Source organism: Ralstonia sp. 25C (genome assembly GCF_051904805.1).
Classification (GTDB): Bacteria; Pseudomonadota; Gammaproteobacteria; order Burkholderiales; family Burkholderiaceae; genus Ralstonia.
The window spans coordinates 1,650,061-1,671,219 of record NZ_CP196738.1; the positions used below are offsets into that span (position 1 = coordinate 1,650,061).

19 protein-coding genes are annotated in these 21,159 nt (G+C 64.5%); 12 read left to right on the forward strand and 7 right to left on the reverse strand.

Annotation, left to right across the window (positions count from 1 at the left end):
* The first annotated feature begins 1 nt into the window (after position 1).
* The 5 genes from ACS7SF_RS25910 (at position 2) to ACS7SF_RS25930 (ending at position 5,387) form a co-directional block, all read left to right on the forward strand.
* Positions 2-1,168, forward strand: a complete 1,167-nt coding sequence (locus ACS7SF_RS25910) for an electron transfer flavoprotein subunit alpha/FixB family protein (RefSeq protein WP_439893322.1) — start codon at positions 2-4, stop codon at positions 1,166-1,168.
* On the forward strand, positions 1,165-1,950 hold the full coding sequence (locus tag ACS7SF_RS25915; RefSeq protein WP_439893323.1) for an electron transfer flavoprotein subunit beta/FixA family protein: 786 nt from the start codon (positions 1,165-1,167) through the stop codon (positions 1,948-1,950). Before ACS7SF_RS25910 ends, ACS7SF_RS25915 begins: the two co-directional genes overlap by 4 nt.
* A 44-nt stretch (positions 1,951-1,994) precedes the next feature.
* Entirely contained in the window at positions 1,995-3,245 is a 1,251-nt protein-coding gene (locus ACS7SF_RS25920; RefSeq protein WP_439893324.1) for an aromatic ring-hydroxylating oxygenase subunit alpha, read from the forward strand.
* Positions 3,246-3,260: 15 nt separating this feature from the next.
* Positions 3,261-4,409: an FAD-binding oxidoreductase gene (locus ACS7SF_RS25925; protein WP_439893325.1), complete on the forward strand. Its 1,149-nt coding sequence runs from the start codon at positions 3,261-3,263 to the stop codon at positions 4,407-4,409.
* Positions 4,410-4,517: 108 nt separating this feature from the next.
* The gene (locus ACS7SF_RS25930; protein ID WP_439893326.1) at positions 4,518-5,387 is read left to right on the forward strand and encodes a glycine betaine ABC transporter substrate-binding protein; all 870 of its coding nucleotides are present in this window, start codon (positions 4,518-4,520) and stop codon (positions 5,385-5,387) included.
* A gap of 78 nt (positions 5,388-5,465) precedes the next feature.
* Here ACS7SF_RS25930 and purU read toward each other — a convergent pair whose 3' ends face one another.
* On the reverse strand, positions 5,466-6,338 hold the full coding sequence (gene purU / locus ACS7SF_RS25935) for a formyltetrahydrofolate deformylase (protein WP_439893327.1): 873 nt from the start codon (positions 6,336-6,338) through the stop codon (positions 5,466-5,468).
* A 398-nt stretch (positions 6,339-6,736) separates the two neighbouring features.
* On the opposite strand from purU, the gene ACS7SF_RS25940 reads away from it, so the two are divergent.
* The 5 genes from ACS7SF_RS25940 to ACS7SF_RS25960 all read left to right on the forward strand — a co-directional run bounded on the left by ACS7SF_RS25940 (position 6,737) and on the right by ACS7SF_RS25960 (position 12,058).
* Positions 6,737-7,894 (forward strand): quaternary amine ABC transporter ATP-binding protein, encoded by a 1,158-nt coding sequence (locus ACS7SF_RS25940; RefSeq protein WP_439893328.1) that lies wholly within the window; start codon positions 6,737-6,739, stop codon positions 7,892-7,894.
* On the forward strand, positions 7,887-8,783 hold the full coding sequence (gene choW, locus ACS7SF_RS25945) for a choline ABC transporter permease subunit (protein WP_439893329.1): 897 nt from the start codon (positions 7,887-7,889) through the stop codon (positions 8,781-8,783). Before ACS7SF_RS25940 ends, choW begins: the two co-directional genes overlap by 8 nt.
* 114 nt (positions 8,784-8,897) lie before the next feature.
* On the forward strand, positions 8,898-9,902 hold the full coding sequence (locus ACS7SF_RS25950) for a GlxA family transcriptional regulator (RefSeq protein ID WP_439893330.1): 1,005 nt from the start codon (positions 8,898-8,900) through the stop codon (positions 9,900-9,902).
* Positions 9,903-10,169: 267 nt separating this feature from the next.
* Complete coding sequence (locus ACS7SF_RS25955; protein ID WP_439893331.1) at positions 10,170-10,868, forward strand: HAD-IA family hydrolase; 699 nt, start codon at positions 10,170-10,172, stop codon at positions 10,866-10,868.
* Positions 10,865-12,058 carry an amidohydrolase gene (locus ACS7SF_RS25960; RefSeq protein WP_439893332.1) on the forward strand — a complete coding sequence of 398 codons (1,194 nt, stop codon included), beginning with the start codon at positions 10,865-10,867 and terminating at the stop codon, positions 12,056-12,058. Before ACS7SF_RS25955 ends, ACS7SF_RS25960 begins: the two co-directional genes overlap by 4 nt.
* 20 nt (positions 12,059-12,078) lie before the next feature.
* On the opposite strand, the gene ACS7SF_RS25965 is transcribed toward ACS7SF_RS25960, so the two are convergent.
* From ACS7SF_RS25965 to ACS7SF_RS25990, 6 genes are all read right to left on the reverse strand, one after another.
* On the reverse strand, positions 12,079-13,404 hold the full coding sequence (locus ACS7SF_RS25965) for an NAD(P)/FAD-dependent oxidoreductase (protein ID WP_439893333.1): 1,326 nt from the start codon (positions 13,402-13,404) through the stop codon (positions 12,079-12,081).
* 20 nt (positions 13,405-13,424) lie between these two features.
* Positions 13,425-14,153 carry a cupin domain-containing protein gene (locus ACS7SF_RS25970; RefSeq protein ID WP_439893334.1) on the reverse strand — a complete coding sequence of 243 codons (729 nt, stop codon included), beginning with the start codon at positions 14,151-14,153 and terminating at the stop codon, positions 13,425-13,427.
* A 20-nt stretch (positions 14,154-14,173) separates the two neighbouring features.
* Positions 14,174-14,668, reverse strand: a complete 495-nt coding sequence (locus tag ACS7SF_RS25975; protein WP_039599256.1) for an Lrp/AsnC family transcriptional regulator — start codon at positions 14,666-14,668, stop codon at positions 14,174-14,176.
* A 70-nt stretch (positions 14,669-14,738) separates the two neighbouring features.
* Positions 14,739-16,139, reverse strand: a complete 1,401-nt coding sequence (locus ACS7SF_RS25980) for an aspartate aminotransferase family protein (protein WP_439893335.1) — start codon at positions 16,137-16,139, stop codon at positions 14,739-14,741.
* A gap of 530 nt (positions 16,140-16,669) precedes the next feature.
* Positions 16,670-17,602, reverse strand: a complete 933-nt coding sequence (locus ACS7SF_RS25985; RefSeq protein WP_439893336.1) for a 2-hydroxyacid dehydrogenase — start codon at positions 17,600-17,602, stop codon at positions 16,670-16,672.
* A 41-nt stretch (positions 17,603-17,643) separates the two neighbouring features.
* A complete protein-coding gene (locus ACS7SF_RS25990) occupies positions 17,644-18,531 on the reverse strand; it encodes a GNAT family N-acetyltransferase (protein WP_439893337.1) in 888 nt (295 codons plus the stop codon).
* A 242-nt stretch (positions 18,532-18,773) separates the two neighbouring features.
* Between ACS7SF_RS25990 and ACS7SF_RS25995 the strand changes: the two genes are divergently transcribed.
* Positions 18,774-20,255, forward strand: a complete 1,482-nt coding sequence (locus ACS7SF_RS25995; RefSeq protein ID WP_439893338.1) for an aldehyde dehydrogenase family protein — start codon at positions 18,774-18,776, stop codon at positions 20,253-20,255.
* Between the two features lie 205 nt (positions 20,256-20,460).
* On the forward strand, positions 20,461-21,126 hold the full coding sequence (locus ACS7SF_RS26000) for a haloacid dehalogenase type II (RefSeq protein ID WP_426400553.1): 666 nt from the start codon (positions 20,461-20,463) through the stop codon (positions 21,124-21,126).
* Positions 21,127-21,159: the final 33 nt, after the last annotated feature.

Genomic DNA, 21,159 nt, shown 5'->3' on the forward strand with positions numbered 1-21,159 from the left:
GATGCATACGATCAAACGAATCGATCCGCGCCGGCCGTTCATCATCACGGCCGCTGGCCTCAAGCGCATCACGCTGGGTGAGGTGGGCAGTGCGGGCACCGGCGCCGATCACTGGCCGGCCCGTGCACATGGCACAACTGCCAAGCCGCGCCGCGCATTGAATGCGCCGGCACACGCGCTGCTTGTGGTCACCCATACCGATCGCGGTGCGCTGGATGATCACGCCCGCCAGGCAGTGGCCGCCGCAGCGCTGCTGGCAGACGCGCAGACCGAAGTGGTACTGCTCGTGTTTGGCGAATGGAAGGACGACGCGGCTGCGTTGGGCGCCGACAAAGTTGTCGTGCTGCCGGAGTTCGACCGCCGTGTGTTCGCACCGGAGCAGGAACTCCGGGTTGTGCAGGCGTGCGTGGCGGCCTTTACACCCAAGCACGTTTTTCTCCCCGACAACGCAACCGGCGACGGAGACCTGGGCCGTCGATATGCGGCATCTTCCAGCGCAAGTGTGGCCACGCACGTGGTCGAGATCGACGCGCAGCACGTTGGTGCATATACCCTGGCGAAACGTGCTTTTGCCACCCGGACGCTTCCTGAAGTCATCCTACTGGCGCCCAATGCTGTAGAGGCGAAGCTGCCGTTCGTTGGGGCTGGTGAGCATGTCTGCGCCGACTTCCTGGCTTCTTCAGCCGCCGCCGCGCAACGCATGCGGGACCTCGGGCTGGAGGAAGTCGATGCCGCACAGGTCGCTCTTGAAGAAGCGGACTTCATCGTGTCAGCCGGCAACGGCGTGTCGGACATTGGTGCGTTCGAGCGACTGGCCGGCGCCTTTGGTGCGGCAATCGCCGCAAGCCGCGTGGCAGTCGATAACGGCCACTTCACGCGCGACAAGCAGGTTGGTGCCACGGGCAAGACGGTGGAGGCAAGCGTCTACATCGCGTTCGGTATCTCCGGCGCCGTACAGCATTTGCAGGGCATCAAGGACTGCCGCCATGTGATCGCGGTGAATCTGGACGGCAGCGCGCCGATTGCCAAGCGCGCAGACCTGACTGTAGTGGGGGATGCTAAGGCAATCATCGCCGCGCTGATTGATCAAGTACAGGCCGCACGCGCACAGCGTGGTCAGCCCGCGGCCGCTGTAGAACGCCGTGAAGCGGAGGAAATCGCAGCATGAACGCGCCCCGAAAGTTGAAGCGTTTTGCCGTGCTGGTATCGGTTGGACGCCATCCGGTCAGCGGCGCGGCACGCTATAGCCGCAACGACGCAGTCGCCCTGGAGATCGGTCGTCAGCTCGCCGACCGCCACTTGGCCCAATTGGATGTCATCCATGCGGGTGACCCGGACAACCCCGCGCTGTCTGAATATCTTGCGCTGGGGGCAAAGGAAATCGTCTTACTGGCTTGCGACGACGGAGATGACGCGGCGGCCGCCATCGCGGAACGTCTGCAAGGCTGCGACCTCGTCCTCACCGGCACGCGCGCGGAAGGCGCGTACGACACCGGGATGCTCCCTTACCGCGTTGCCGAGGCGCTCGGATATTCGCTGGTGGGGCAGGCTGTGGACGTGTCGATCGACAACGGCCATGCGGCGATTCGACAGTTCCTCCCCAAGGGCGTACGACGGCGCGTGGAAACCACGTTGCCGGCTGTGGTGGCAGTGCATCCACTGGCGAATGCCCAGCCGCGTTACGCCTATGCCCGGTTGCGTGCCGGCGTTATCCGGCCGACGCGGGTGGCGCCTGGGGCGGATGCGCAGGCGGCCGCGTGGAAGATCGGCCCCGTTGAGCGCAAACCGGTGAAGCTCGTGGCTGCGGAAAAGCGCTCCGGACATGCCCGGATGCTGTCAGCCACCACCACGGAAAGCCGCGGCGGCAACGTCGTAATTGAAGGAACTTCCGTCGAAAAAGCACAAGTGATCCTCGCCTATTTGCGCGAGCATCAACTCATCGATTACTAGGGCCTGTCGCAAGAACCAAGGATGCAAGGAGTCCGGAGCAGACAATGAAAGTATCGGCAGATATTCGTGCGTTGATCGAACGGCGCAAAGCCGGCTACAGCCTTGAGGCGCCCTTCTACCATAGCGAAGCGATTTTCGCGCTTGATATGGAGGCCATTTTCCGCCAGCACTGGATCCAGGTCGCGGTGGAGCCGGACGTGCCGGAGCCGGGTGACTATGTGACGGTGGAGCTGGGCAGTGATTCCATCCTCGTCGTGCGCGACGACGACATGGCCATCCGCGCTTTTCACAACGTATGCCGGCATCGGGGCGCACGCCTGTGCAATGCGGACAAGGGCACGGTGGGCAACATTGTCTGCCCGTATCACAGCTGGACGTACAACCTGACCGGCCAGCTGATGTTTGCCGAGCACATGGGCGAAAAGTTCGACCGCTGCAAGCACAGCCTCAAGCCGGTGCATGTGCAAAATCTGGCGGGCTTGATCTTCATCTGCCTGGCGGACAATCCGCCTGATTTTTCGGCGATGCGCGAGGCGATGGAGCCCTACCTGCTGCCGCACGATCTGCCCAACACGAAGATCGCCGCGCAGGTCGACATCATCGAAAAGGGCAACTGGAAGCTGACGCTGGAAAACAACCGCGAGTGCTATCACTGCGTGGCCAACCACCCGGAACTGACGGTGTCGCTGTACGAGTATGGTTTCGGCTATCAGCGCTCCGACGCCAACGCCGAAGGCATGGACGCCTTTGTGCAGACGTGCATCACCCGTGGCAAGCAGTGGGCCGAGATGGGCTTGCCGTCGGAAGAGATCGAGCGGCTACTTGATACCACCGGCTTCCGCACGCAACGCCTGCCGCTGGACCGCAGCGGTGAATCACAGACGCTTGACGGCAGGGTTGCGTCAAAGAAACTGCTTGGTGGCTTCAAACAGGCGGACCTCGGCGGGCTGTCGTTCTGGACGCAGCCGAATTCGTGGAACCACTTCATGAGCGACCACATCGTGGCGTTCTCGGTGATTCCACTGTCGGCCGGCGAGACGCTGGTGCGCACCAAATGGCTGGTGCACAAAGACGCGGTGGAAGGTGTCGACTATGACGTGAAGAACCTGACCGCCGTGTGGAATGCGACGAACGATCAGGATCGTGCGCTGGTGGAGTATTCGCAGCGCGGGTCGGAGAGCAGCGCGTACGAGCCGGGACCGTATTCCCCGTACACCGAAGGTCTCGTCGAGAAGTTCTCCGCCTGGTACATCGCCCGGCTGGCCGAGCAGATCGAAACGGCGCAGTCAGCCTGAGAGCGGGAGCACGACATGATGCGAGATGCGGGCCAATTCGATCTGATGGACAGCCGTGTGACGCGGCCAGCGTTCTGGGCTGTATTGCCAGAACGCTGGACGAGCGACGTTGAAGAAACCCTGGTGTGCTGTCACGTCCGGCAAGAAACGCACGATGTGAAGAGCTTCTTTTTCCGTTCGCCGCGTGGCCATGCGTTCTCGTTCGAGCCGGGCCAGTTCATCACGCTCGAGCTGGAGATCGACGGCGAGACGATCAACCGGTGCTACACGATTTCGTCGTCGCCCGCGCGGCCGCACACGCTGTCCATCACCGTCAAGCGTGTGCCGGGCGGTAAGGTGTCGAACTGGCTGCATGACAACCTCCAGCCCGGCATGGCGATACGCGTGCTTGGCCCGGCGGGCGAATTCACGTGTGCCCGGCATCCGGCACGCAAGTACCTGTTTCTCTCGGCGGGATCGGGTGTCACGCCGTTGATGTCGATGAGCCGCGCCCATCACGATCTAGCTGAAGACCGCGACATCGTGTTTGTGCACAGTGCGCGTACGCCTGACGACATCATCTTTGCGCGTGAGCTGGATCTCATCGCGGCAAATCACACGAACTTCCGTGCCGCGTTTGTGGTGGAACGCGTTGGTGCTCGCACCAATTGGCCGGGCATCACAGGTTTTCTGTCGCTGCCGTTGTTGAAGCTGATCGCGCCGGATTTCATGGAGCGCGAGATCTTCACCTGCGGCCCCGCGCCCTATATGAAAGCCGTGCGCGGTTTGCTGGATGAGGCCGGTTTCGATCGTGCGCACTATCACGAAGAGAGCTTCTCGTTTGAATCCCTGATGGCCGAGGCTGCCGCCGATATGCCGGCTCCGGACGTCGCACCTGCGATGGACGCGGATGCCACCGCGCCGCAGTTCAGCATCAGCTTTGCAAAGAGCGGCCGCGAGATCGCCTGCGGTTCCAGCCAGCATGTGCTGGAGGCGGCGCGCCAGGCCGGCGTGCGTCTGCCGGCGTCCTGCACGCAGGGGATGTGCGGTACTTGCAAGGTCAAGCTCGTGTCTGGCCAGGTGGATATGAAGCACAACGGCGGCATCCGCCAGCGTGAAATCGACCAGGGGATGGTGTTGCTGTGTTGCAGCAAACCGTTGTCGGATCTGGTGATTGACAAATAGAAGCCGGCGTCGGTATCCCCGCGTGGGTGCCGAACGCCAGCCACGGATTGCGACTGTGGGTCGTCAGTAAACAACCGCGCCCAAACGCGGAATATAGGAGGAAGCACCATGAAGTTTCTCGAAAAGCTGGTTTTTGCCAGTGCCGCATCGGTGATGTTGACGTGGAGCGCGCTCGCACTCGGCGCGACAAAGCCCGCCCTGAAGATCGGCTATGTCGAAGGATGGGACGACAGTGTTGCCACCACCAACGTGGCGGCCCGCATCATTGAAAAGAAGCTGGGGTATCCAGTGCAGCTCGTCCCGGTGGCGGCAGGGGTGATGTGGCAGGGCGTTGCGCGGGGCGATCTGGATGCGACGTTGTCGGCGTGGCTGCCTGTCACCCAGGGTGCGTATTGGGACCAGTTCAAGACCAAAGTGGTCAACCTCGGTCCGAACTTTACCGATGCGCGCATCGGCCTGATTGTGCCGGACGCCGTCAGCGCGAAGAGCATTGATGACCTGAACGCGAACAAGGCAGCGTTCGAGGGGCGGATCGTCGGCATTGATGCCGGGGCGGGCGTGATGCGCAAGACGGACGACGCGATCAAGGCCTATGGGCTGAGTTACTCACTCATGCCCAGTTCCGGCAGCGCAATGACGGCAGAGCTGGCGCGCTCGATGAACGCGAAAAAGCCGGTGATCGTGACGGGCTGGGCGCCGCACTGGATGTTCGCCAAGTGGAAGCTGCGTTTCCTGGAGGATCCCAAGAAAGTGTTTGGCGATGCTGAACATGTCGACAACGTGGTGAATCCGGGTTTGGAGACGAAAGCGAAACCCGTGGTGGCATTTCTCAAGAAATTCCAGTGGAAGCCGGGCGAGATTGACAGCGTGATGCTGGCCATTCAGAACGGTACCAAGCCAGACGCCGCAGCTGATGCGTGGATTGCCGCGCATGCCGACCGTGTGAGCGGCTGGCTTGAGGGCGCGCAATCGCAATAGCCCCACGCGCCAAGACAAGAAAAAAACACCGGCCACGTTCGCACCGCGATCGTGGCCGGTTTGCGGTTGGCGTGATGCTTACTGGAACACGACAGTTCGGTCGCCGTTGAGGAACACCTTGCGCTCGATGAACGCCTTCACCGCGCGCGATAGCGTCAGGCATTCCACATCGCGGCCGACCGCCAGAAGTTGTTCCGGCCGATAGGAGTGGTCGACGCGCTCCACGACCTGCTCGATGATCGGACCCTCATCAAGGTCATCCGTGACGAAATGCGCCGTGGCACCGATCAGCTTGACGCCGCGCGCATGGGCCTGGTGATAGGGCTTGGCACCTTTGAACCCTGGCAGGAACGAGTGGTGGATGTTGATGGCGCGGTTGACCAGCTTGGCACTGGTCTCCGGCGAGAGCACCTGCATGTACCGCGCGAGAATCACCAGTTCTGCGCCACTGGATTCGAACAGGTCGAGCCACTGCGCTTCCTGCTGCGCTTTGGTCTCCGGGGCGATGGGGAAATGGCGGAACGGCAAGCCATGTTGGCGAGCGAGCGGCTCCAGGTCTGGGTGGTTGGATGCAATGCCGACGATGTCCATTTTCAGCTCACCCATCCTCCACCGGAACAGCAGATCGGCCAGGCAATGTTCCAGCTTCGACACCATGATCAGCACCTTCGGTCGGGCCCGGGCATCGTGGATGGACCATTGCATGCCGAACGATGCTGCAATGGGCGTGAACTCACGGCGCAGTAGGTCGATGTGCAGGCTATCGGCGCCGGTCGGGTGGAACACGCAGCGGACGAAGAAGCGCTGGCTGAGGTCGTCGTCAAAGACGGTCAGCTCGTCGATGTAGCAGCGGTGGCGCTCGAGCAGGCCGACAACGGCAGCTACCTGGCCGGGGCCGCTCGGGCAGGTCAGCGTCAGGATGAAGGATGGCGAACGGGATGGCGCGTCCATGCGATTCCTTTTTCGGGTTGGACGCCGGCGCCGCAGGTTGACAAGCGCCGGCCATGCGCGCAGTAAAGCAGGGTGGGCGGCGGCACCGATAGAACCGAATCGCCACTGGGCTGGTATTGAGCCGCCAACCTTGATGCAGGGCAATCGCTGGGACTTGCCTGCCGTTTTTTTAAGGTCGGTGTCGCTCGGGAACAAGCGGATGTCCGCTATCGTTGCAGGGCGTTTCGGCTGTCGCATTTGAACAAGCAGTTGTCGGAAATCGTCGGCAGACGATGGCGGCTTTTGGCAACCATGTAGGGGAATCGCACCGGCCCGTTTGCAATGCGCAAAAAGCAGTTGCCAAGGCATTCCGGCAGCACGCCATGTGACGTGTGGGTCAGTACCAGGAGAAGGTTTCGATGAATAGTCCCAAGGTGGTAGTCGAAGGTCTGAGCAAGGTATTTGGCAGCAACCCGCGTCAGGCGTTTGACATGCTCGCTGCCGGGTCAACGAAAGATGAAGTGTTCCGCCGGACCGGTCAGGTCGTCGGCGTGCATGACGTGTCGTTTGACGTGCAGGAAGGCGAGATTTTTGTGTTGATGGGCCTGTCTGGTTCGGGCAAGTCGACACTGATCCGGTTGGTCAACCGTCTGGTGGAGCCGACCGCCGGCAAGATCCTGATTGGAGGCCGCGACGTGGCCACCGTGAGCCGTTCTGAGCTGATCGCGTTGCGCCGTACGGATATGAGCATGGTGTTCCAGTCGTTTGCGCTGATGCCGCAGCGCACCGTGCTGTCGAACGCTGCGTTTGGGCTGGAAGTGGCCGGCGTCGGCCGGGCTGAGCGAGAGCGCCGCGCCATGGTGGTGCTGGAGCAGGTGGGCTTGGCGGCCTTCGCGCAGAAGTTGCCGCGTGAGCTGTCGGGCGGCATGCAGCAGCGTGTGGGCCTGGCACGTGCGCTGACCGTCAATCCGTCGCTGATGATCATGGACGAGGCGTTCTCGGCGCTGGACCCGCTCAAGCGCAAGGAAATGCAGAACGTGCTGCTGCAGCTGCAGAAGGACCACCGGCGCACGATCATGTTCGTGTCGCACGACCTGGAAGAGGCACTGCGTATCGGCAGCCGGATCGCCATCATGGAGGGCGGTCGCCTCGTGCAGGTGGGCACGCCGCAGGAGATCATCAGCAACCCCGCCAACGACTACGTCCGCACCTTCTTCGATGGCATCGACACCAGCCGATACCTCACCGCAGGCGACCTGATGCAGACGGACGCCGTGCCGGTTGTTTCGAAGCTCGACGCCGCCAGCATTGCCGCCACGCTGAACGGCAGCGTCGACTACGCCTTCGTGCTCGATATGCAACGCCGCGTTCGTGGTTGCGTCACGCGCGCTGCCGCGCCCAACGTGCAACCGGTGGAGAGCATCCGCCACGATGCGTCGCTCGAGCACGTGGTCGAACGAGTGGTCGAGAACCCCAACGCATTGCCGGTGGTCGATCACGACGGCTGCTACCGTGGCTCGGTCAGCCGTGCCCTCATCCTGAAAGCCATCACGCGCTCGCGAGGCCATCATGTCTGACACGCTCCCCATCGGCCATTGGGTTGACCAGGCTGTTCACTACCTGTTGGACCATGACGCCGCTGCGTTCGATACAGTTGGGCGCGCCATTGAAGGGCTTGCCGAGTGGATCGAGCACGGTCTGCAGGCCGTTCCGATGTGGGCCATGATGGCGTTCTTCATCGGTATTGGGCTTTGGCGTGTTGGCTGGCGATTCGCACTGTTCACTGCGGCGTCGCTGTTCGTCATCTCGGCCACGGGCTTTTGGGGCCAGACCGTCATCACGCTGGGCCTGACGTTGTCGTCCACCATCATCAGTCTGGCGCTTGGTGTGCCACTGGGGATCTGGGCGGCGCGCAACCGCGCGGTGGCGGCCATTGTTCGCCCCATCCTGGACCTCATGCAGACGATGCCCGCTTTCGTCTACCTGATTCCCGCGGCGATGCTGTTCGGCCTGGGCCGCGTGCCGGGCATTCTGTCGACGGTGATTTTTGCCATGCCGCCGGCCGTGCGACTGACGAGCCTTGGCATCCGCCAAGTCAATATGGAGCTTGTCGAGGCTGGCTTAGCCTTCGGCTGCACGCCGCGCCAGCTGCTGTACAAGGTGCAGATTCCCAATGCGCTGCCGTCGATCATGCAAGGCGTCAACCAGACCATCATGATGGCACTGTCGATGGTGATCATCGCGTCGATGGTGGGAGCGGGCGGCCTGGGCAATGAGGTGCTCGCGAGTATCCAGCGGCTGGATATCGGCCTCGGCTTTGAAAGCGGCCTGTCCGTGGTGCTGCTGGCGATCATGCTGGACCGTATCACCGAGAGCTTCGGGCGCGCGCCTGGCGCGCCGAAAACGGCGATGTTCCCTGGGCTGAAGCAACTGTTCAGCGCCAAGGCACAGCCAGCGCAAACCTGATCTGCCGCGCCGCCGGCCTGAGCTTCCGGCGGCGACCTTCCCCGACGTCTTGCTGGTGCCCGCGGCGGCCGTGGTGGGGCCGCGCGCATCGCGTTCGCTTATCAGGAGACCGATATGTCGTCTGCTGTTGCTGCGCTGGAGGCCCCGCGCGCCAGCGCTTCACGGTCGATGCCGACCCTCGCGCATTTCGGATTTTTGACCCTGCCGAACTTCTCGATGATCGCGTTCTCCAGCGCGGTGGAAGTGCTGCGCATGGCCAATTACGTCGGGCGCGCAGAGCATTACACGTGGTCGATCTATTCGCCCACTGGTACGACAGTAAAGGCGAGCAACGGCATTGAAGTCCACCCCACGCGCCCCGTAGACGCGACGCAACTGCCCGACGTGATGGTCGTGTGCGGTGGTACGCGCATCCGCGACGTAGTGGATGCCGAGTTGTGCGACATGCTGGCCGCGACCGCGCAGCGCGGCATACCGCTGGGCGGTATCTGCACGGGCGCCTATGCGTTGATGCAGGCGCAACTGCTGGACGGATACCGCTGTTCCGTCCATTGGGAGAACCGCACGGCGCTGCAAGAGGCGTTTCCGCACGTGCAGTTTGCCGATGAGCTGTTTGTGGTGGACCGCGATCGGCTGACGTGCACGGGCGGTACCGCGCCGATCGACATGATGCTGAATCTCGTCGGCATGCGCTTCGGGCAGCGCATGGCGGCACAGGTGGCGGAGCAGTTCGTGCTGGAGCGCATCCGAGGCACGACCGATGTGCAACCGATTCCGGTGGACATGCGCGTAGGTGCCCTGCGGACCGAACTGATCGAAGTGCTGCGATTGATGGAAGCAAACATTGAAGAACCGCTCTCGCTCGAAGAGCTGACGCGGCTGGTGAATCTGTCGCAGCGGCACCTGCAGCGGATGTTCAAGTGCTATCTGAACGTGTCGCCTACGCATTACTACCTGACGTTGCGGCTCAAGCGCGCACGCGATCTACTGCGGACCACGAACGCCTCTATTGCCCGTGTGACGGCGGTCTGCGGCTTTCATTCGCAATGCCACTTCAGCAAGGCGTATCGGGCGCAGTTTGGGTACGCGCCCAGCCATGAGCGTCGGCTACAGGATTAACCGTTCTACACGTGATCTTGACGGTGCTTTCGGCAACGTCCAGCGCTCGGGCGATTTCCTTGTCGTGCCCGCTATTTCGCCATTTCCCCAACATGGGCGGCCCTGCCCACAATCACGCCGATTGACCGGCCAAAACGCAATTCACTACCGTGCAGTGCGGCGCGAACGGTAACATCGTCTGCGCCGCTGCTTCTAAGCTTGATGTCATGCAGCGGGTGGCTTGCCACACGCGTTCGTTTTGACATCCACCCCCTCAGGAGCAGGCGCATGGCCCTTCGCGATTTCAAAGTACTGACCTTCGACGTCGTCGGGACGTTGATCGACTTCGAGGGCGGCATGCTCGCCTACCTCCGCAGTGCCGTGCCCGACAGCAAGGTCACGGACGAGGATTTTCTCGGCGCCTACCGGGCAGCGCGCAAGCGAGGCCAGACCGAGTGGTACCCCGACGATCTCGTGCCGTGCTGGCACATCGTCGCGCAGCAGCTTGGTCTGCCCGATAGCGACGCACTGGCGCGGGGCTTTCGCGATTCCGTGGCCGAATGGCCGGCATTTCCCGATTCGGTCGAGGCGCTGCAGCGGCTGCGCAAGCACTTCAAGCTGGTCACCATGACCAATGCGCAGTCGTGGGCACTCGAACATTTCCAGCGCACGCTGGGCTCGCCGTTCGACCTGCTGCTCAGCTGTGACGACGCCCTGTGCGAGAAGCCCGACGCGCGCTATTTCGCTTATGCACGCGGCCGCTACGAAGGCGCGTGGGGCTTCAAGCAAACCGACAACCTGCACGTGGCGCAAAGCCAGTACCACGACATCGGCATCGCCAAGCGGCTGGGCATCACCACCTGCTGGATCGAACGCCGCCACGGCATGAGCGGCTCCGGCGGCACCATCGAATCCGAGCACACCGTGCCGGACTATCACTTCCACACGCTGGCACAACTGGCTGATGCAGTGGAGGCCGGCAAATGAAGGCGGGCGCCATTGCGGAGCCGGTGGCCGATCTGCTGCCGGATCTCGTGGCGTTGCGCCGCGATCTGCATGCCAACCCGGAAATCGCCTACGAAGAGCACCGTACGGCCGGCATCGTCGCGCAGTCGCTGCGTGTGCTGGGTTTGGCGGTGGAAGAGGGCATTGGTGGTACCGGCGTAGTCGGCACGTTGCGCGGCGGTAGCGGCACTCGCAGTGTCGCGCTGCGGGCCGACATGGATGCGCTGCCGATGGTGGAGCTGGGGAGGTCCCCCCATGCCAGTCGCACGCAAGGCAAGCACCACGGCTGTGGGCATGACGGCCACACCAGCATGCTGATTGGTGCCGCGCGCAAACTGGCGCGCACGGGTGTCGACGGCACCGTCCACTTCATCTTTCAGCCCGCCGAAGAGGGCCAGGCCGGCGCGCGCCGCATGATCGAAGACGGTCTGTTCGAGCGCTTTCCGTGCGACAGCGTCTACGCGCTGCACAACTGGCCGGACCTGCCGCTGGGCCACGCGCAAACGCGGCAGGGCCCGATCATGGCGGCGGCGGACCGGTTCGACATCACCGTGCGCGGGCGTGGCGGGCATGCGGCCCAGCCCCACCACACGGCGGATGCCATCCTCGCGGCGAGCCAGCTTGTGGCGCAGCTGCACACCATCGTGTCGCGCCGCATTGATCCCAACGAATCGGCCGTGCTGTCCGTCACGCGCATCGAAGGTGGACACAGCCACAACGTGCTGCCGGCCGAAGTGCGCATTACCGGCACGGTGCGCAGCTTTGATGCCGCATCGCAAGACCGCATTGAGGCGGCCTTGCGCGACACGGCCAATGGCATGGCGCTGGCCAGCGGTACACAGGTGGAGGTGGAGTACCGCCGGTACTACCCGGCCACTATCAACACACCAGCCGAAGCCGCGCTCGCGTTGGAGGCGGCACAGGCGATCGGCTTGCAGGCGCAGGTGGCGCCTCGTGCAGCGTTCACCTCGGAAGATTTCGCTTTCATGCTCCAGCGCAAGCCTGGCGCTTATCTCTGGCTCGGCCAAGGTCGTGCGGACGCCGGCCCCGATGGCGAATACCCGTTGCACCACCCTTGTTACGACTTTAACGACGACGCGCTGCCACTGGGTGTGCGCTGGTTCTGCGAGGTTGCACGCCGCGCGCTGGCCGCCGCTCCATCAGGTTCTTGAACGGCAGCCATGTTCATTCGTTAGAAATCCGCCACCTTGCCCCAGGCCGACTGCTTGAAGCGCGCGGGGTGATAGGGCGCGGGGTCGAAGATCGGCTTTGCGCCCGTCACCAGATCGGCGATCAGATGGCCCGCACCCGGGCCGATACCGAACCCGTGGCCTGAGAAGCCTGCGGCGAGGATGAAGCCCGGGATCTCCGGCACTTCACCGATGCCGGGCACACCGTCTGGCGTGTTGTCGACGAAACCGGCCCAGGCATTGGCGATGCCCGCCTGGCCGAGCACCGGCAGCAGTTCGACGGCGCGGCTGTAGGTTTGCCTGACGGCTGCCGCATCGGGCCGTGGGTCGAGGATGCGCATGCGCTCCATGGGCGTGGGGGCATCGAGCCGCCACCGCGCGAGGGTTTCGTGGCCCGCGCGCATGCCTTCCAACCCGCCGGGGAACACGTTGCGCCAGCGCTTGGCGAACATCGGCAGAAACTGCGGTGCGAAGCGCAGCAGCTGCGCCGTCGGGTCCACGCGTCCGCGCCCGCTGATAGCAAGGTTGTAGCTGCCATCGCTGCGGCGGGTGATGGACACGCGCGCCGTATGCAGGGCGTCTGGCACCGGCTCGGTCACCCCGGTTACGCGCACGATGGACTGGCGCACCGTCGCCTGCGGAAAGCGGATGCCCAATTGGCGACAGAACGACGATGCCCAGGCGCCGCCCGCAAACACCACGGTGCGGGTCTTGATGGTGCCGGCTTCCGTGACGACACCGCACACGCGCCCGCCCTCGAGTTCAATACCCCGTGCGGCGCAGTTCTGGTGCACGGTGCCACCGAGCTGCATGAGCGCAGCGGCCACCGCAGGTGCTGCCTTGGCCGGGTCCGCCGTGCCGTCGCTGGGTGAGAACACGCCGCCCTTCCACGCGCGACCGGTGAGCCGGCCGCGCTCAGAGGCTTCAGCGCTGCTCAGCATATGTGTGGTCACGCCGGCCGTTCTGGCGAAATCGCGCCATTTCGTCCAGCGGGCCAGTTCGTCTTCGTCGTTGCTGAGATAGAGCAGGCCGCACCGGCGGAAGCCCGTGTCTTCCCCCGTGTCTGCGGCAAACTGCTCCCACAGTTCCAGGCTCTTGGTCGCCATCGGCAGCTCACGCGCATCGCGGTTTTGCTGGCGGCACCAGCCCCAGTTGCGGCTCGACTGTTCGGCACCGATGCGGCCCTTTTCGACCACGGCCACCGAAACACCGCGCTTGGCCAGGTAGTAGGCAGCAAACACGCCGATGATGCCGCCGCCGATCACGACAACGTCGGCTTGCGCAGGCAGGGGAGAGGCGCTCTCGATCAGGCGCAACGGTTGAGACATCACTCGCTTTCCTCGTTCGTTCAGGCCTGGGCGTTTTGCACCACGTAGAACTTGGCGACGCGCGCCGTGCTCTCCCACCCGATAGAGGCGCCCTGCGGCACGAAGATGGCATCGCCCGTGCCCACGGAGAGCGCGCTGCCGTCTGGGTCATCGGGGCTGGCGAATCGCACACCGCCATCCAGCACAACCATGAACTCGTTCACCGGATGCGGGCGAACGATGCGGTGGTAGGGCGTCGAATCCCACGTGCCGGCGCGGTATTGCGTTGGCTCGTCGGTGAAGACGTTGTCGCTGCGGCACTGCGGCGCCGGCCCAATCAGCACCTCCGCAGCCGGACCGCCCGATGGCTTGAAGTCCGCCTCCGCACGCAGCGGGATGAACCCCGGCGTGGTGGGCGCATGACCCCCTGCGGCGCAGAACACGAATCGAACGCCGGTAGCCGCCTCGATGCGCACGGCTGTGCCAGAAGCGATCACCGCGCCAGCGCCCACGCCAATCACCTGCGGTGCCGCGCCCGGCGCCGTGAGCGTGAGTTCGCCCTCCACGACGGCAAGCGTCTCCGTATGCGGAAAGCGCGCGACATCCCGTTCGCCCACAAAGCTTGCCCGGCCGGCGCTCATTGCGTTCGGCCCTTCCCAGGCAATCTCACGTTCTTGCGCGAACGGGTCATCGGGGCTCAGGGCGGCTTGCCGGAACGCAGTTGAAAGCGGGGCGCCATCGGCGCGGTGCAGCATCAGGGCGGTTGTCATGCGGGTGGGTTCGACGGGCGTCAGCGTTGGTTGGGGAACAACCGTTCGATCGGACAGTGCGTTTTGATGAACGGCGATTTGATGACGATGTAGCTGAAGTACTTGGCAATGCCGATGTTGCGTTCCAGCAGGTCTTCAATCACTTCCTGGTAGTGATTGACGCCCCGCGTGATGAAGCGCAGCAGGTAGTCATAACCGCCGGAGAGCAGGTGGCATTCGAGCACCTCGTCCACCTCGCGGATGGCGGCTTCAAAGCGCACGAAGGTCTCGCGGTGGTGGTCCGACAGCGTGACCTCGGTGAAGACGGTGAGCGTGTCGCCCAGCTTCTCCAGCCGGATGTGCGCGCCGTAGCCGGAGATGTAGCCGGCCTGCTCCAGGCGCTTGACGCGGATCAGGCACGGGCTGGGCGACAGGCCCACGGCATCGGCCAGGTCCACGTTGGTCATGCGCCCGTTCTTCTGCAGCTGGGCGAGGATGCGCAGGTCTAGACGATCGATCTTGAGGGCTTCGGTCATGGCGGTGGCGCGTGCGTGGAAGATGGATCGATTCTGCGGCAGCCAGCGTCTCTTGTGTCAGGTTGTTGCGTCAGTCCAGTGCGGCGCGAACGGCCGGCATGGCCAGCACGTCGTCGAGCGTGGTCTTCAGCCGGGCGAACAGCTGTGCGAATTCGTCCTCGGTAAAGGTCAGCGCCGGCGCAAAGCCCAGGATGTTGTCGCCAAACGCCCGGAACACCAGGCCGTTGCGATACGCAGCCGAGGCAATCAGGTTGGGCAGGCCAAGTGCTGCATCAAAGCCACGCTTGGTGGCCTTGTCGCTCACCAGTTCCAACGCGCCGAGCAGGCCACGGTGGCGCGAGTCGCCCACCAGCGGGTGCGCGAGCAGGCCGTCCAGCCCGCCCGCAAAGCTGGCCGCGCCGCGCTGGCCGTTGGCGAGAATGCCGCCTTCCTCATACAGGCGCAGCACTTCCAGCGCCACCGCAGCGCCCACCGGGTGCGCCGAATAGGTGGCGCCGTGACCGATAGGGACGCCTGCGGGTGCTCCGTCGGCGATGCCGTTGTAGATGGCGTCCGAGATCATCGTTGCGCCCATCGGCACGTAGCCTGCCGTGAGTCCCTTGGCCATGGTCATGATGTCGGGGGCCACGCCTTCGGCATCGCAGGCAAACATGGGGCCGGTGCGCCCGAAGCCGGTGATGACCTCGTCCACCACGAACAGGATGCCCAGCTCGCGCGTGGCGTCGCGCATGGCCTTGAGCCAGCCCTTGGGCGGCACGATCACGCCGCCGGAACCTTGGATGGGCTCGCAGAAGAACGCGGCGACGTTGTCTGCGCCCAGCTCCGCCACCTTGGCGCGCAACGCCGCCACCGAGGCCGCGATGATGCCTTGGGCATCCGTCGGGTCAGCTGCTCGGTACGGGTTGGGCGACGGAATGTAGTGCTGCGTCGGCAGCGGCAAGTCGAAGCCGCGATGAAACGCTGGCAGCGCCGTCAGCCCCGCACCGGTCGACGAACTGCCGTGATACCCACGCTCCAGCGAAATGAAATGCTTCTTCGACGGTTGGCCGATCGCGTTGAAGTACTGGACGATAAAGCGCACCGCAGCGTCCACCGCTTCCGACCCGCCCAGCGTGAGGTACACGTGATTGAGCGAGCGCGGCGTGATCTGCACCAGCTTGTCGGCCAGGCGGATGGCGGGCTCGCTGCTGAAATGGAAGTAGCCGGTGGCGTAGGGCAGACGGCGCATCTGTTCGGCGGCGGCCTGTACCACGCTCTCTTGTCCATAGCCGACGTTGACGCACCAGAGCCCCGCGAAGGCGTCCAGCAGTTCGTGCCCTTGCGCATCGGTCAGCCACGCACCGCGGCCCGACGTGAGCACGGTCGGCCCGCGTTGCTCGTGCGTGCGCCACGAGGCCACCGGGTGGATCAGGTGCGCACGGTCAATGGCATCAAGCGAGGCAAGCTGGGGCAGATCGGTGAGCTGTGACATGGTGGAGTCCATTCGTGCAGGGCAATGACTGGGGGCAATCAATGGACTCAAGAGTAGGCCGAGCCGCGCATGGAGTGATGCTGCTTTGCGGGTGCGGAACGAAGCAGGCTGCTGTTGTGTGGGCTGTCGCAGCAGATCGTGCGGTGCTCTGAGGTGCAGCAGCGGAGGTCGGGCCTCCATGGACGGACCTTGGAGCGTCAACAGCGGACCTTCCGAGGTCCAATGCCGGACCTCAGAGGTCCAACGTCGGAGGTCAAAGGTGCATTGATGGACTTCAAAGGTCCGACGGCGGAGGGGCAGAGGTCCGACGCTGCACCTGAAAGGGGCGCTTCCGGAGCTTGAGAGGTCCGACGGCGGAGCAAAAAGGTCGGAGGGTGAGGCTCAAAGCCTCGACATCGGACGTCAAAGGTCCGAGGTGGCGGAGCGCCGAGGCGCATTGGCGGAGGTGAGAGGTCCGACGCCGGAGCTTGGAGGCCCGGCATCGGTTGTCAGTGCTCGGACGATGTGCCTTGCGGGTCGAGTGTTGGCGTTCAGTACCCGCGCGCGCGGTCTACCAGCCCGATCATCGGCTCGCCCGCATGGAAGCGGCGCAGGTTGTCGATCACCACGGCGGCGGCGGAGCGCGGCTGCGTCATGCTGGCAATGTGCGGCGTGATGTGGATGCGCGGGTGTTTCCACAACGCATGGCCGGCGGGCAATGGCTCAGGGTCGGTCACGTCCAGCATGGCTTCGCCGAGCTGGCCGCTATCGAGCGCGGCGACCAAGTCGTCGCTCACAAGCTGCGGGCCACGACCCACGTGCACCAGCATGGCGCCCTGCGGCAACTGCGCGAACAGGGCGGCGTTCAGCACGCCGCGCGTGGCATCGGTCAGCGGCAGCAGGCAGATCAGGATGTCGGTGCGAGCGAGGAATGCCGCCAGTTCTTCCTGTCCGGCAAAGCACTGCACGCCCTCCACGGCGTGGCGCGACCGGCTCCAGCCCGCGCAATCGAAACCAAAATCCTGCAGCTGCGCGAGCACCGCCTGCCCGAGCGAGCCCAACCCCAGCACGCCAATGCGGCGTTCACCGGCCGGGCGCACCGGCAGCGGGCGCCATTGCTCCGCCTGCTGCTGGCGCCGGTAGGCGGGAATGTCGCGGTGCAGGCTCAGCACGGCATGCGTGACGTACTCCACCATGCCGCGCACGATGCCAGGTTCAACCATGCGCACGACAGGCAGCGCGGGCGGCAGCGCCGCAAAGTTGAACTGATCCACCCCCGCGCCCGATGAGAACAGCACTTCCAGATGCGGGAACTGCGTGGCGATATCGGCAGGCGGCTCCCACGCCGCAAGAAAGCGCACCCGCAGCGGATCGCCAATGTCGGGCCAGATGCGGAAGTCGATCTCCGGCGCGTGCTGGCGGAAGACGTCGGCCCATTGCTGGCCGCGGACGGGGTCGGACTTGTAGAGGAAGGTGGTGGTCACGGTGGGGCAGGGCGTTTGACGTTAGGCGGAATGTCGGAGGCTCAACCCATCGCCTGGGTCACGATGGCAAACAGTGCGGGTGCACCGGGTGGAGTCGTCAGCGGTGCGCCGCGCACCATGGTGGTGGGCGCATCCACGCGCAGCAGGCCAATGCTCTCCAGCCACTCGGCCAAGCCGCTCTCGAAATCGATGTCGATGCGCGTGAAGTGGCCGGCATTGATGCCAGCCAGATGCGCGATCAGCGCTTTGGCGCTCTCGGCATCCGGGGCGACCACGGGGCCGATGACGTGGCCACGGCCAAAGCGGCGCAGCATGGCAAAGCCGCGTGGTTCGCCGTCGTCGTCTAGTACGACGCAGGCGTCCGCGCTGGCGAGCAGGTCGTCGATCAGCGCATCGCGTGGCATGCCGCGTGCCTCGGCATCCAGGCGGCGCAAGTCCGCAGCTTCGTTCTGCCCGGCGGGGCGCAGGCGCCAGCCGGCGGGCAGGGCGATCAGCGGCGTGGGCTGGGCAATGCCCTGGTGCTGGCGGACCTCGCCAACGCGCACGAAGCCCAATCGTTCATACAAGCCGCGCCCTTCGGCGGTGGCGTGCAGCAGCACCGTGTGGTCATCCAGGCCATCCAGCAGCGCCGTCATCAGGCGATGGCCGATGCGCCGGCCCTGGCATGCCGGCGTGACGATCACCAGACCGATGGTGGCGTGGCGCGGGCCCCAGCGCCAACGTTGCGCGGTGGCAATGATCTGGCCGTCACGCTCAGCGACGAAGCCTTCGGCATGCGCAAAGCTCTGCGCCCAATCGGCCGGGCGGTGCGGCCAGCGTTGTTCTTCCGATAGGGCGTGCGCCTGGGCCAGGTCATCGGCGGTCATCGGACGCAGCACCACACCATCGTCGGCGTGACTGTTCTGGACGGGGACGGATGAGGAAGACATGGGAGGGTCCTTCTGACGAAGGAGGAGGGTGGCACCGACACTCATCTTGGACGACATCGCCCCGCTGGGCCAGACCGAATTGGGGTTTGCCCGCAATTTGCAAGCATCGTCTGCCGAGGGTGTCGGTTTCGCAATTCGATGCGGTAGCGCCCTCGGTTACGAACACAAATGCCGAGCCTTCCTGCCTAGCATCAATGACCTCATTTCGATATGGGTGCCGGCCTTCGGCGCCCCCTATTTTCGTGACCACTTTCGACCCCCGAACCCTTCACGTCCCGTCGGGCCATTTCATCGGCGGCAGGCTGGTGTCTGATGCCGGACGCATCACCGTGCGGCGCCCGTCAGACAACATCGTGCATGCCGAACTGCCGCTGGCCGATGCCGCCACCGTCGATGCCGCCGTGCAAGACGCATGGCAAGCCTGGCGCACGAGCGACTGGGCACGCCGCCCCCCGCGCGACCGGGCGCGCGTGCTGCGCCGCTGGGCCGATTTGATCGACGCCGACGTGGCGCACATGGCGCCGCTGGAGGCGGTCTGTTCCACCCGCCCGGTGCGCGACGCGGCCGCGTGGGATGTGCCGTTCACCGCCGAAGGCCTGCGCTTCTTTGCTGAATACGCCGACAAGCTCGGCGGGGACGTGGCCGCCACACGGCACGACAACCTCGGCATGGTGGTGGCCGAACCCTATGGCGTGGTCGGCGCCATTACGCCGTGGAATTTCCCGCTGGTGATGGTGTCGTGGAAGGTGGGTGCGGCGCTGGCGGCCGGCAACGCGGTGGTGCTCAAACCGTCCGAGCTGACGCCGTACACCGCCATCCGCCTGGCTGAATTGGCCATTGAGGCGGGCGTGCCGCCGGGCCTGTTCAACGTGGTGCAGGGCGATGGCCGCACCACGGGCGATGCGCTCACGCGGCATCCGCTCATCTCCAAGATGACCTTTACCGGCTCGACGCGCACGGGCGCCGCCATCATGGCGACGTGCGCATCGCACGGCCCCAAGCCGGTCACGCTGGAGCTGGGCGGCAAAAGCCCGCAACTCGTGTTCGATGACGCGCCGGACATCAACCGGCTGGCGGGAATCATTGCGGGCGCCATCACCGGGAATGCCGGACAAGTGTGCGTGGCGGGCTCGCGGCTGATCGTGCAGCGGGGCATTGCCCAGGCATTGATCGAGCGCATCGCCACCCGCTTTGCTGCGTTGCGGCCCGGCGCCACGTGGGATGACACGGCCACGCTGCCGCCGATCATTTCTGCGGCGCAGGCGGCGCGCATTCTCGACATCGTGGAACGCGCGCGCGACGCCGGTGCGCAGGTGCGTTGCGGCGGCGGTCTGTTTGGCGATGGCCCGGGTGGCGCGTACTTTCAGCCGACACTCCTCGAAGGCGTGCGCGCGGATAGCCCGGCTGTGCAGGAAGAGATCTTCGGCCCCGTGCTGACCGTGCAGACCTTTGACGACGAAGAGGAGGGCTTGGCACTGGCGGCGCACGAGCACTACGGCCTGGCCGCCGGCGTGCATACCGCCGACATTGGCCGTGCCCTGCGCGCCATGCGCGGCATTGCGGCGGGCACGGTGTGGATCAACCGCTACGGGCGCAGCGCAGATTTCGTCATCCCCACTGGCGGCTATCACCAATCGGGCATCGGCAAGGATTTGGGCCGGCAAGCCGTGGAGGCCAACCTGCGCTTCAAAAGCGTGCTGATCGACTTTGCTGCGGCGCATTAGCGGCGCATTGGCGGTGCATGCGGCACGCCACCGGTGCAGACCGCATGGCATGCCGGGAGTGCCCTCTGAAACAGCAGCTTTCTCACGTGAGACCGTGCATTTCCCTATAACGACTGCGAGTCTGCGTGCTTCAATGATTTCGTCATAACCGTGCTGCAAAGACTGCATAACAGCAGCCACATCCAGGACCTTAGGACCCGACGCCATGACCTTCCGCCCCAAGTACATCACCTTTGACTGCTACGGCACGCTCACCCGCTTCCGCATGGGCGAGATGACGCGCGAACTGTTTGCCGACCGCATTCCGGCCGAGCAAATGGAGGCGTTCATTGCAGACTTCACCGCCTACCGCTTCGATGAAGTGCTGGGCGACTGGAAGCCGTACGAGGTGGTGCTGAAGAACGCCGTGCGCCGCCTGTGCAAGAAATGGAAGATCCAGTACTTCGACACCGACGGCCAGGCCTACTACGACGCCGTGCCCACGTGGGACCCGCATGCCGACGTACCGGCCGGGCTGGCGAAAGTGGCCAAGGAGATTCCACTGGTGATCCTGTCCAACGCAGACGACGCGCAGATCCAGAAGAATGTGGCGATGCTGGGTGCACCGTTCCACCGCGTGTACACCGCGCAGCAGGCCCAGGCCTACAAGCCGCGTCTGAAAGCCTTCGAATACATGTTCGACTCGCTGGGCTGCAACCCGGAAGACGTACTGCACGTGTCGTCCAGCCTGCGCTACGACTTGATGTCGGCGGATGATCTGGGCATCGTCAACAAGGTGTTCGTCAACCGCGGCCACGGCCCGGGCAACCCGGCGTATCGCTATACCGAGATTCAAGACATCGGCGGGCTGCCGGGCGTCGTTGGTCTCTAAGTCGAGTCTCCCTAGCCACCCCACATGACCTCC